Source organism: Spirosoma flavus, from assembly GCF_054778555.1.
In genome coordinates, this window is sequence record NZ_BAAGZL010000012.1 from 1 (window position 1) to 13782 (window position 13782).

General features: G+C 43.8%; 3 protein-coding genes and 1 pseudogene. All 4 read left to right on the forward strand.

Features of this window, described 5'->3' with window-relative positions; all coding sequences use genetic code 11:
• Positions 1-36 precede the first annotated feature (36 nt).
• The 4 genes and pseudogenes from ACYVF1_RS31855 to ACYVF1_RS31870 all read left to right on the forward strand — a co-directional run bounded on the left by ACYVF1_RS31855 (position 37) and on the right by ACYVF1_RS31870 (position 12281).
• Entirely contained in the window at positions 37-8517 is an 8481-nt protein-coding gene (locus ACYVF1_RS31855) for a hypothetical protein (RefSeq protein ID WP_461086701.1), read from the forward strand.
• Positions 8501-9265: a hypothetical protein gene (locus ACYVF1_RS31860; protein WP_461086703.1), complete on the forward strand. Its 765-nt coding sequence runs from the start codon at positions 8501-8503 to the stop codon at positions 9263-9265. The genes ACYVF1_RS31855 and ACYVF1_RS31860 overlap by 17 nt, the downstream gene beginning before the upstream one ends.
• Before the next feature lie 446 nt (positions 9266-9711).
• Positions 9712-10968: a hypothetical protein gene (locus ACYVF1_RS31865; RefSeq protein WP_461086705.1), complete on the forward strand. Its 1257-nt coding sequence runs from the start codon at positions 9712-9714 to the stop codon at positions 10966-10968.
• A gap of 231 nt (positions 10969-11199) precedes the next feature.
• Positions 11200-12281 (forward strand): annotated as a pseudogene (locus ACYVF1_RS31870) (IS3 family transposase).
• The last annotated feature ends 1501 nt before the right edge of the window (positions 12282-13782 follow it).

Sequence of the window (13782 nt, forward strand, 5' to 3'; positions counted from 1 at the left end):
CTCGCCCCCCAGGCTCCCAATGTGGACTTCCCCATCATGGATGCCAGCAAGCAGGGCGTCTACACCTACAAAGCAGCCACCGCTGATGGCTGCTCCAACGCCACCAGCGTGACCGTCACGGTGGCCCCCGGCCAGTACGAGGCCGCGGTGGAGGAGCTCGACTGCAACCACATCAAGGGCTGGCTGGTCAACCACCTGTGCCACAACCAGCAACCCGTGCTGCAGATCAAGATCGATGGCAATGTGGTGGCCACCCTGCGCATGGACCAGGCCCGGCCTACCATCAAAGCCCAGAAGGCGGCCGACGCCAACCATGACCTGTTCGGTTTCAACTGGGCCATACCTGCCCAGTACCGGGTAGGTCCCCACACCCTGCGCATCACCGATTTGGGGGATCATGACCTGATCGCTCCTCGCCCCTACGGCGTCAATGCGCTCACCGCCTATTTATTCGTCCCCGGCCAGATCGCCCGGGTGGGCAACTCCTACACCATCTGCGAAGGCAGCGGGCTGGGCCTGGGCCTGGATGGAAACGCGCCCGGTACTACCACCTGGAGTGGGCCTGGTCTCGCCCCCCAGGCTCCCAATGTGGACTTCCCCATCATGGATGCCAGCAAGCAGGGCGTCTACACCTACAAAGCAGCCACCGCTGATGGCTGCTCCAACGCCACCAGCGTGACCGTCACGGTGGCCACTGTTCAAATTCCTAGTGCGAATAGTACTACAATCTGCGCAGGGACAACTGCAACGCTGTCTGCAAATGGATGTGCCGGAATAATCACTTGGTCTCCATCAAACGTTACAGGTCCAAACTTTACAACTCCAATACTAAATCAGACGACAACGTATGCCGTAACCTGCACCCAGCAAGGATGTACATCACGCCCTACAGTAGTAACAGTAACAGTAGGAGAAAGCCAACCTAAGCCTATCCTGTCAGCCAATCCAGGCAATTTATCTTCCACGCGCTCTGTGACATTGACGGCTGCTGGCTGCCCCAATGTCACCCGCTGGGATTGGACAGGTGGAACATTTACTGGTAACCCCTTAATTACAACCGTTTCGCAAACGACATCCTATTCAGCGCGTTGCCAAAATAGCGAGGGCTGTTTTGGAGAATCAACATCAATCTCCGTCAATTTTTTAACGATAAATCCTCCTACGATTTCAGCCACACCATCGCTTATTTGTGGTTCTCAATCCCTTACGCTGTTAGCTGAGTATTGTCCTGCTGGTACCTCTGTACGATGGTCTAATGGTATGAGTGGTGCTTCCGTGACCTTTATTCCTACATTGACTACCACATATACAGCGAAATGCGTACTTGAAGCAGCTGAAAGTGAATCTTCGAATGGAGCATTAGTGACTGTACGGCCTACGCCCAGAGTGGATGGCGTCGTTAGTTATACAACCAATCAAACTATTTCGCTAACAGCGACTTCAGCAGGCGCCAGTAGTTACAGTTGGCAAGGGCCTAATAATTTCAGTTCATCGGGAGCTAATCTCTTGATCTCACAGGCCCAGAACAGTCATTCCGGTTCTTATACCGTAACAGCTCATTATACAGGGGGGGGCTGTGCGCCTACGGCGGTAGTGACCATTAGCGTCAATGGTCCTACGCTTCAAACAGGAGCCATAACACCAGCGTCAATCTGCGTGGGCTCTACACTGAGTGTCCCCTTCGTAACCACCGGCGACTTTGGCAATGGCAATGGTTTCACAGTGCAACTGTCGGACATGACTGGCAATTTCGCTGGTTCGACAAATATTGGATCGGGTTCGAGTAGTCCGATCATGGCAACGGTTCCACTCAATTCGCTAGCTAGCAGTAATTACCGCATCCGGGTAGTAAGCACTGTTCCAGAACTGAATGGTACGCAAAGCCCAACAATCCTAACTATTTCAGCGCCACCGTCAATTTCAGCCAGCAGCAACAGTCCAGCGGGAGAAGTCGGTTCGGGCAGTCCATTAAGTTTGAGTGTAACAAACCTATCATGGGCAACCTATCAATGGAGTGGGCCAGCGTCCTTTAATCATACTCAAGCGAATCCAATAATTCCTTCAGCAACATTAGCAAATAGTGGTACGTATAGTGTGACCGTTACAACGCCTAGTGGCTGTACGGCCTCGGCTACAACAACCGTGGTCATTTCTCCCAGCGCTATCATTAGCGGGAACTTAAAAATTTGCACGGGACAAAGTACAACGCTAACTGCTAGTGGAGGTAGCAGCTACCGATGGTCGACGGGTGATCAGACGGAAGCTATAGTAGTCAATCCTAGTGAAACAAGTATTTATAGCGTAACAGCAATAAATCCAAACGGGACCACTGCTACTGCGGCTGCTCTAGTCACAGTCCATCAACCAGCTGAATTACTGACAAGTGGTAACTTAGCCATATGCCCTGGCATGAGTACAACCTTAACCGCTTCAGGGCAGGTTAGCTATATTTGGTCTACGAGCGCTACTAGTGCTTCTATTGTAGTTTCCCCTACTGCTACTACAACCTATAGCGTATTAGGTACCGATGGAAATGGTTGTGTTACTTCGACGGCCGTAACCGTCCGAGCTATCCCTTTTACAGCTACTATTTATCCGCAAAACGCAACGATATGCGAAGGGCAAAGCCTAACCTTATCAGCTATTGGGGGACGCAATTATCTGTGGTCAAACAACGCTACTACTGAAACCATTTCCATTAATCCATCCCAATCTACATCATATAGTGTAACCGTCACCAATGCGGCTGGATGCTCTGCAACAGGGATTTCCACCATTACTATACTTCCCAAACCCCAGTTGACCATCACTGGAAATTTAACGGTCTGCGAAGGAAATAGTACCACTTTAACCGCGTCAGGGGGCGAATCATATCTATGGTCTACAGGTGATGAATCTCCATCGCTCAATCTGACACCGATCCAGACAGGTGTATATTCAGTCTCAATTATAGGCCAAAATGGCTGTATTGCTGAAAAATCCGTACAGTTAATTGTCCCTTATGTTTCTGTTTCGGTACAGGCAAACGCACCAGATAATTTTAGTGGTTCAAATCCTAAATCTTCTAATAGTTTAGTTCCTGGACAACTCGTTACGCTCTCGGCTACACCAAACGCCATAGAATCAGACAATTTTACATTTATTTGGACTGGCCCAAATAATTATTTTAGCTCGAGTCAGTCGCCATCATTTGTTTATTCAGGAACAGTCGTCGAAGGAACTTATTCGGTTCAAGCAACTACGCAGCTTGGATGTGTAGCCACTGCGGATGTAACTGTATCGGGAGCCCGAGCCAGCTGTGACTGGTTCCAAATAAACGAACCTGTTTTAGCTAGATTCCCCAACTACGAATACGAAGGTGTAAAGTGGATATGGATTACAACAAGTGGCTGCGAAACGGGCCAACTTCAATGGGAGGGGAACTCTTCCTTATATTTTGATAAAGATGGAACCTACTCTGGTAAACCAGGAAGTTTGGTCAGGTTCCTGCACGCAGGCGACCTCGACCGCCCTCTCCATTGGGATTTACGAGCTACATGTGTTCGTACGAATGCTTCTGGGGTAAAGGAGATATGCTCAGACGAAAAATCGTTTTCATTTTCGCTCGACTGCTTCAATAGCCTGGATATTTTACCAATAAAAAACGAAACTATCTATAAAGGCAGCTCAAAACAGTTAAGTGCGGTAGGCTGTGAAAATGGCACAGTAACTTGGAGTACGGGCCAAACGGGTCGTCAGATTACAGTAACCCCCCAAACTACTACAGTATATTACGCGAGTTGCAGTAATGGTTCATCAGAAAGTTGCTATAAAACAGCTCGTATCATATCCGTCCGCGATGCAGATTGTAGCCAGTTTTCGTTGTCGGCAAGTGCGACTACGATTAATAAAGGAACCACGGTCTCACTAACTTTGTCAAACTGTTTAGGTACTATTCAATGGAGTACAGGAGTTACCGGAGCTTCAATTTCCGTTACGCCGCAAGCAACAACAGAATATTCGGTAAACTGTATATCTGGGCAGCTCTCTTGTAGCTCATCGGTACGCATTAATGTTATATCCAGCAACTGTGGTAGCCTAAATCTTAGCTCATTCCGGGTTGTGAAGAGCGGGTATGTGGTTTTGGAAGCTGATGGTTGTAACGGAATAGTTCGCTGGAGTCATGATCTTGGAAGTGGAGCGCAAGTAGTTGCCAATCCTAGCGTAAATACAACCTACACGGCTACCTGCATAATCAAAAACGAACCTTGCCTAACAAAAGAAATTCTCGTTACGGCAGGTTTTGTAGGTGAAGAAAAGAATCCCTACAAACGCTCAGATGATGCTTGTAGCAACTTTACCGTCGAAGTGCTTACCCCCAATATACTGGCTGGCCAACAAGCGGTGTTAACTGCCGCAGGCTGTAATAGTCCAGTAATCTGGAGTAGCGGCTCGCGTGGAGATTATGTTTCAGTTAGTCCACAAGTTACGACAACGTATTGGGCGAGCTGTCCATCCAATGGCTGTCTTAAACGAGCTGTGGTAAATGTATCAACGTCAAATTGCCAATCCTTTCAGGTAGAGCCCAAATTGATTAGTTCACTTCCACTTAGCTATGACTTTCAACCGAAGGGATGTGCGGGTACGGTTAAATGGTACCGAGCAGACGGTGTCACTGAGGTCTCACGTATACCCTCAGGGCCGGATCGGCTGGAGTATATAGCTGTTTGTCAGCCTTCAGGCTGCCGGTTCAAAATAGCAAACGACTATGCCGGTAATGATCCTAGTTGGTACACTAAATTTTTCAGGGCGATTGCGGTTCCTGAATCAATTAAATCTGGTGAGTCAGCCAAATTAGTTACCACGGGCTGCCTCGGAACGGTTACTTGGGAAAACCTCCCAGTTTCTTCGTTGGGATATACAATAGTTGCACCAACGGCTACAACTACCTATAAAGTTACCTGTAAGCAAAACGACCCCTATTATGATCAGGTCCAAACGGCGTATGTACTTGTACAGGTAGCCGATACCGAATGCCAGTTTTTGGCGCGAGCTTTGCCAGCTACCCTAAAAAACAACAGCAATCATGAAGTTACCTTACTGGCATCGGGTTGTTTGGGAATCGTCAGTTGGGATCATGGATTAGGCAACGGAGTTGAAGTTTCCGTATATCCTGAAGAGACAACAGTTTATAAAGCAACTTGTACTAATGGTAGTTCTGTTTGCCAGCGTACCGTTGTGGTTCCGGTATATAATTGTACAAACTTTAACCTGGAAATACTGAACGCTGGCTATATACGTGCCAATGGGTGTATAGGTAAGCTAGCTTGGGAAGGGCGTTCAAGTGAATCTGCGCTGCTTGAGGTACCAGCCGGTCAGGCAGCCACTTACACAGCGACCTGTATGAGTACCGGCTGCTCTGCCAGCATCAATTATTTCCCACCGCCACCAGGCATACCCTGCGAATTATTTAAGGCAGAAGCATCTCCAGGTACCATTGCCCAAAATGAATCAACCCCGGTTAAATTTTCAGCGAAGGGTTGTGAAGCTGGCTCAGTTTTTTGGAGTAATGGACAAGAGGGCCAAAGTTTTACTACTTCCTTAAAATTAGCAGGGCGTACAGACTTTACGGCTACTTGTAAAATTAATGGGCAGGTAGCAGGGACGAGTAAGGTTACCGTGAACGTGGTGCCAAGTTTCGTTTTAAAGTGCAGTGACGTTAGCGTAAGAGCTGTACCCAGAGACGGTTATAAGGATTCTTATACGCCTGGCACTGAATTTACGCTTACCCATACGGGCTGTACTACCGGAAGCGTAGTTTGGAACACACCTGGCGGGGTAACCGTCGTTCGACCAACTCAGACGACTGAATATTTAGCCCGGTGTATAATTGATGGCATGCAGTGTTCTAATACACAATCCGTTATTATCATTATAACAGACTGTTCTGTATTTGCTAATCTGGATACTCCTGATTACGTGGGATGTGAAGATTACTATTTATCTAAGGTTGTTGGGTTTTCTTATGGAGAAAATCTTGTCTGTCCAGGCCAGGTAACCTGGTTTGCTAAAGACAGAAATGGTCTTATGCAGATCGCCCAATTTACCGACCCAAAAGCATATAAGAGGATAGATATTACAAAAGATGGCATCCCAGTTCAATATTATTTTGAATGTATTTGTGAAACACAGACATATACTGGTCGGTTAATTCCTACTTTCTCAGAAGGAGCGCCCTGTAATGCGCCACCATCCCACGTAGGGGGTAGCCAAGTAGGAGGTGGACGGGAAGAAGCCTTCGAGTGTTTACCCAAACTATTCTCTGATGTGATGGCCTCCTACTACGAAGAGCTTATCTGTGCAACTAAGGCACAGTGGCAGGGTGGAGGCCAACAGGCGATTGCCTACTTAGAAAGACTAAAGCAAGCTACACTGCAAAACCCGGTGCTTGCCAGCTATTCGCCCAATCTTTCGCTCATCAACCAGCAGACTGTACTGACAGCTTTACAAGGTATCAACTGTAAAGCAGCCGCTCAGGAATTTGCCAAAGCCTTTGCGAATAATATAACGGTTGACGAATATTATGGTAAGATTAGACCCACCTACAATGATGTAGCGAACTATTTGAAGAATCAAAATACGCCTTATTACTTGACCCCAGCGGGTAAAGCGTTTGAACTGCCTTCGGGTGCCACTCCTATATTCTTTAAAAGCGGCACTTTTCCCAAGGGTACTTTACATGGCTTCAAACTAGCCAATGGGCTAACCTATATCGCCGATATTAATACTGGAGCAGCTGTGCAGACGATGAATGGCTATCTCCAAAATAAGGCAAAAGAAAAAATATATTATCCATTGCCGAAATTACCGGTACAGGGTCGTCAGCCTGCGTATATTTTGATTCGTTACGATGAAAATGGCGTCTGTGGTTATCGAAAATATCTCGGTGAGTATGAGTTTGCTGGGCCTAATGCCAACCCTACAAACCAAATTATTCCTGGCGAAAACACGCCCCTTACGCCCCCCCTGCAAGATGTGGTGCTAGAAAATTGTGCTGATAGTGAAAAAATAACAATTCTCGAATTTGAGGGTAACATTTTTACCATTCACGAGAAAGAAGGAAAAGTAACCCAAGTAGAAAGTGAGTGGAACAGCTTTGGCAAATGTGCTTCTTGTGGGGCTAAAGCGGATTTGGTGCTGCAGGGCGTATTAGGTAAAGCCCAGGCTCAAGCGGGTGGGATTGCGAGTCTGGAAACGGTGGTTGTGCCTGCCATCACAATGGACTACGGTCCAGCGGGCAACATCATCTACAAAGCCATAAATTTGAAGGACTTGCTTCGTAATCTATCGAAAACTTACAATAGCTTTGTCGATAAAGCAAAGGTCCCTGATGCTGTCTGGAAGCCCCAGTCTGATTTACTGCCAGAGGATAAAGATTTCTTTGTACAGGATAAGACGGGAGTGATTTCGGGTGCTCTGGATCAAGCCATAGAGGATATCAAGGACTTGCCTGCACTAGTAGGGCTGGGATTGTCGGTTGTCTCTGATCCTCAAGGAGCAAAAAATCAGCTTATCACCTTTGCCCAGACAATGAATTGGGACAAGGCACGAGATCTAGCAGAGGGGATAGCAAAAGAAGCTATTCAATATGAGAATTTCAGCAAAGGAAGTCAATATGCCTTGTATGCTACGGGTCGAGTAGGAGTTACCCTAGCGAAGGTAGTGGCCAGTGGTGGTTTAATCGCTGTAGTTAAAGATGCTCCTAACCAGCTTAAGAAAAAACTCGATGATGTATTAGCTATTATTAGTCAATTACGAACTGAAGTGCAAGTTGTTGTTACACAGTTCTCCGATAAGACTCTTCTTAAATTTGGTAATGATTTAACTGATGTCGACTTTTTCGATTGGGTCAATAATCCTGAAAACTTCTTGGCAGTTAAAGGTTTCTTAGCTCATAAAAACGGTGTTATAACAGATCTAGAGCGACAACAGTTAGCAGAGATGCTAGACAAGGATGAAATAACACATCCCAAAGCGAAGGAATGGTTAGAGCGAAGTGAAAATGTTGCTACATTTAAGGGTTACACGGATGCGGGTCGCTTGTTTGAGACCAACATGAAAGTGGCTCTAAGCAATATAAGTTCGTCAGTTTATCAAGGGTTATTAAACAAAGTAGCTGATTTGGATCAGCGGACTATACTTTCACAAGTTCAGTTTTGTATCAAAGGCAATTGTATTGGTAAGGGTGAATATTTCATTGCGGATTTTGTAGCCGTTAGAAAAATACAAGATTTCGATGGTAGGGAGTATTTAGATGTAGTAATTATTGATACTAAGTTATCGAATTCAACTGCACTAACACCTAATCAAACGTACGCTAACAATCTAACTAGCCTGAAAGTCAAGTCCATACCTGCTGATTCCCGCATAAAAGGTGTTCATATTGACGAATTTGATGTCAATCGTAACGTGGTCAAAAATGGTCCAATTGTAAAAATATACAGTGACGGCAACGGAAATTATGCTGGAACTAACTAAACACACAGTAATGACAATAAGGGAAGTTGACGAAAAATTAGTTCTCAGCCTAGATTTTGAGCAATTTGGTTTTAAACATAGAGCCTATGACCAGAATTTCAACATTGCATTCTTTTATAAGAATGATGGTTTAAAAACAGATATGATAAGTTATGGATATGGTGGCTACACACATAGAGCTATTGATACAATTTCTATTTGTGGTAGCGCTTTCAAAAAATGGGTATCTTTTCCAATAGTAGAGAATATTCTTTTGAAATTTACCCCAAAAGAAAATATCACAAATTCAACATTTGACTTTATCAATCAGAATGACAAAACGATAGTTAATCATCCTATGATAGAGCAGTACACTTCTGAGGATAAATTTATTACCCTTTATGAAAATAATAATCTTATTGACAGTAATTTTCAAAAAGTAACCCTAGAAATTATTAATTATGCAAAGCTTAATTTTTTGCCTTTTTTTCAAAAAGTACATGATTTGCAAGAGGTGAATGATGAGATTATTGATAAAATACCTCAAATGCAGCTTTCTAATTATATACCTGGACAATTTATGTCTTTCAAAAAGCAAATTATTATGAAGCTTTGTAGTAACCCTAGCTATGATGACTATCTTTCTTGGTTGAATGGAAAATACCAATCAGCGATTTTAACGAATCCTGAGAGATATTCAGATCAATACAAAATGTTTCAGAACCTCTCAGAATATTTAAACAGCGGACTATATAAAGAATTATTATAAGATAAAAATCGAGTCGCTTGTATTAATCGCCCTGGACAACAGTCTTAAACTACATGTTTATAACGTTTAAAATGTATATGTTGCCGAGTGATATTTGAATGTTTATTTTATTTTATGAGTGTTAGGCTATTTGTAGATGCATTGCTAGTACAAATAGCCTAACACTCATAAAATATGACCACACCATCGGCCTAGACCAATTGTGTACCAATAATCGGCTTAAATTCTAATCAAAGCTGAGTCATCTTCGAGATTATAATGTTTTACAATAATTTATTTGAATTACAGTGAATAATCTTGGCTATTACTATAAAGGGCTTTTTATGTTTTTCCTGAAATCATTTACGGTTAATAATAGTGACTATGGCATACTAATTGTGTAATAATTGATTTATTAGCCATATACTATAGTAAGATCGATGTTGATACTAAAAAAAAGTAATTCTATGAAATTATATCTAACGCTAACTTTGAGTTTTTTTTTAATTGAGAATTTTTATTCAATCAGCTATTGTCAAACGGTCAAAGCACCAGTCTCAGGCATTCATTATACAGCCGGTACCTTTAAACAAGCCCAACAGGCAGCCAAGCTTCAGCAAAAGCCTCTATTCATTAAAGTGTATTTAACTGGTTGCCCACACTGCGAAGCACTAGCGCCTGTGTTTACAGAAAAAGCAGTAGGTAGCTTCTACAATACAAATTTTGTCAACTGGCAGATCGAAGCAAATCAAGCGGAATCAAAAGTACTTCAGAACCAACTTGGTATTAGTTATCCCGAATTCCCATTGCTCCTTTTTCTAAGTGCCGACGGATCAATAATACACTTGGCAACGCCGGCTGAACAACCCAACCGGTCGGCTTTCGTCGAAGAAGTAATTAAACATGCCAAAAGAGCTCTTGACCCTGGTCAGCGAAGTAGTTCATATGCAGCCCGCTTTGTTGCCGGTGAGCAGGAGTTAGGGTTTTTAATTCAAGCTGGCAAATATTGGAAAGCGACTCGCGATACGTCGCATATGAAATCCTTAAATGAGGCTTTTGCCCAAATATTAATCCGGGAACAGGCGATGGTAACTCCAATCGGCTTATATGTGCTTCACTGGTTTATCAATGATTTCCAGAATCCACTGGCGCAATACTTCTTCAAGAACCTTACCCAATTCAAAGCACGGTTACCTGTAAAAGATGTACTGGAAGCAGGCGAGAATGTGCTTTATAATAGTCTTTATGGCCCAAAAGTTAGCCAATGGACACCAGCTGATATTCAGCAGATGCGCCAAGCCATGATTAGTTTAGGAACGAATGCCAACGAAGCCCAAAATCGTACGCTCGTACCTGAACTGGAGGCCTACTTACGGGCTAATCAGACTACGAATGCCCTCGAGCGTGTCGAAGCTTACTGCCAAGAAAATCCCAGGATTGATGCAGGATCCTATGCTTACTTCATGAGTTTATTTAATCTGAAAGCATCCGACGCATCCTATCTGCCATTGATGCCAAAATGGGCAGAGGCAGGATTCCAACAGTTAAAGACTAAGTCAGATCCGACTATTCTGGCTTCTTTGCACTACGAGTTAGCCATCGCTCAGCAGAAGGAAGGAAAACGAGAGGCGGCTAGCGAGAATGCGCGGAAAGGATTGGAATTTGCCAAGTCGAGTAAGCAGGATTTAACCCGGTACCAGCAACTTTTGTCCAGTTTGCTTTGACCGCTAGGTTTACAAGACCTGTTTACCTTGTCTTAGGTGCACACATTCATTCCAGCCTGTTAGTTCAACATGCCAACCACACGAATTAGCTTTAATAATTAGCGATTTCTTTTGTGGGTATTGATGTACCGGTCTGTTCTTCTTTTCATATGCCTCTGTCCTGAACCCATAAAAGTGAGCCAGTAAATTATAGAGTAGAAAACTTTAATTTCATTGGTAAACAAAGGGGAAATGAAACAAGCTCGATTCACTGAATCGCAAATCGTGGCGATTCTTAAGCAGCAGGACAGTGGCCAGACCGTTACTCAAATCACTCGCGAATATGGCATTAGCGAGGCCACGTTTTATAATTGGCGAGCCAAATATGGCGGCATGCAAATTTTTGAAGTGAAGCGGCTCAAAGAGCTAGAAGACGAAAACCGTCGGCTCAAAAAAATGTATGCCGAACTTAGTTTGCAAAACGAAATCATCAAGGAGGCACTGGCAAAAAAGTGGTAAGGCCTACCGAGCGTCGAGGGCTAGTTAGATGGCTGATTGAGCAAAAACAGATTAGTCAACGCAAAGCTTGTCGTTGGGTGGGCCTTAGTCGCAATGCTCTGAGTGAGCCAGTAGCCATCAAAGACAAAGATAAAGCGCTGGCCAGCCGGATCGAGCAGTTGGCTCGGCGGCATAAGCAGTGGGGAGTACTAAAGATCTATCGCCGATTACGCAAGAAGGGCGAGTTGGTGAATCATAAGCGAGTCAGGCGCTTGTACAGACGTTTAGGCTTAAGCTTACGACGAAAGACCAAGAAGCGATTACCCGATGCAGTTCGTAAACCGTTGCCTAAAGCAACGGCTTGTAATCAGTGCTGGTCGCTGGATTTTACCTCGGACAACTTAACAGGTGGGCGTAAGTTCAGAACGCTAAATGTGGTTGACGACTACAATCGGGAAGCCTTGGGTATTGAAATTGACTACTCATTACCAGCCCTTCGGGTCACCCGCTTGCTGGATCAACTGGTGGAACGCTACGGCAAACCCGAGCGGTTACGGAGTGATAATGGACCTGAGTTCATCAGTCAGGCCTTGCAAGATTGGTGTAAAGAAGGGGGCATTGAGTTGTGTTGGATCTAACCAGGCAAGCCGACTCAAAACGCGTATATTGAGCGCTTCAATGGGACTTTTCGCCGAGAGGTTTTAGATGCGCACATTTTCACGAGTATCCAACAGGTAGGGTGTGTGGTCAATGAGTGGCTAGTCGAGTATAATACCGAACGTCCTCATCAGGCCTTGAAGTTTATGACGCCAGTCGAATATCGACAGGTGGCTTGATCTCCAGTCAAAACTGGCGCATCAAACGGGGTAAGGACACCTCAACTAAGGCATTCAGAGCGTCAGTGACAACGTCTTTTATTTGAAGCCCGTTTCACTAAGCAATTGCTTTAAAAACAGGATTCAAATCAGTTGTACAATCTCAATTATGTTTACCTGGTAGGGTAGATATAGGATTTAAGGCCGTTATTATTATGACAAAATTGTATCGTAAACTTATAGGCTCATTGACGTATGCAACGGATTGAGTTGGACACTTATTAAAACCTCAGTATGGAATGCAAAATATACTTTCTCACAAATGGCTCCTATGTGAGACTAGAGCGTCTTTAAAATCGGGCATTTGGGGAGACGGTGATCTAACCAATAATTTAACGAGTGAATGTAATATGAGGTCATGATTGTCACATTAAATTTTCAATTTTGCGCGACAATTAGGATTTGTTGTCTGGTATATAATGATACAGGTCACTTTCGAAATAATTGAACAAATAAGCAGTTTCAGCCTTTTCTCAAACGTTGGTAATGACTTTAACATGGAAGTGTCGGGCTTCCCAAACGTACAAAGTTTGACTCAAGTAGCTCAGGTAAACAAGAACCTTCAATCCATTAGCTGGGGAAATTTTACGCTAGAAGCACGCAACTCTATCACTCTTTATTTACATCACCGGCAACGGGATAAATATCAATCATGGAATGAAATAACTCGTCAGTTTAAGGCGTAACTTGTTCATATTGAGCCATTTTTTAAATTATTGCCTAACGAGTTAGATCAAGCAGCAGTTGATACATTTAATTGGAATATACTGGCTTTATGTATGGGAAGCTATTATGAAAAAATAGACAAGAAAACCCCTAACTTATTTAAGAGCTTTATACCAATTTATCAAGCAGGTCATATGCCATGTGGTTGGTTAGGTCCAATCGAGACAGTTAATAATACCTTTGCAATAAGTATCCAAAATGGTGTTCTTTTGATATACTTAATCTATCTCAACTTGACACTTCCCTCAGAATAGCGGTCTCAACAAAAGGCTCTATTCTTGAGATAGGGCAGTTTTAATCTTGGTGAATTCTTTCTTGAGTAGATAAAGTTTCAAAAAGATGTCTCATGAATCAATCCGAAAATCTCACACTCTAGCTGAGTTTGTGAGACTGATTTTTATTCCAAATGACTGTAACGGCCAACTGTGAATTTGATGGTTGGCCGTTACAGTCCGTTTTTTTAGATCTGCTCCTTTATATGAATTGAAACTGGTCAGTAAGCGAGCCTTTAGAAATTAAGTGCTAAATAAGGTCTCTCCTGTTTCGAGGTATACAATAAAAGGATGTTCCGGACGTTTTAAATCTGTTACGTTATTTCAGCCCCATTGGTCTTACCCATGGGGCTTTTTCGTAGGTTCAACTACTAATTGTTTCCAGCATGGAGGCGTATCTGATTAACTCCCTTCTCAACCCGATCAACCAGCTCCTGGGAAACTGCGGTTTGATGCCGCTAATG

What these genes read in the sequence shown, in the direction of transcription:
- ACYVF1_RS31855 (WP_461086701.1), top strand. Translation starts at nt 37, where the DNA reads ATGGATGCCAGCAAGCAGGGCGTCTACACCTACAAAGCAGCCACCGCT.
- ACYVF1_RS31860 (WP_461086703.1), top strand. Translation starts at nt 8,501, where the DNA reads ATGCTGGAACTAACTAAACACACAGTAATGACAATAAGGGAAGTTGAC.
- ACYVF1_RS31865 (WP_461086705.1), top strand. Translation starts at nt 9,712, where the DNA reads ATGAAATTATATCTAACGCTAACTTTGAGTTTTTTTTTAATTGAGAAT.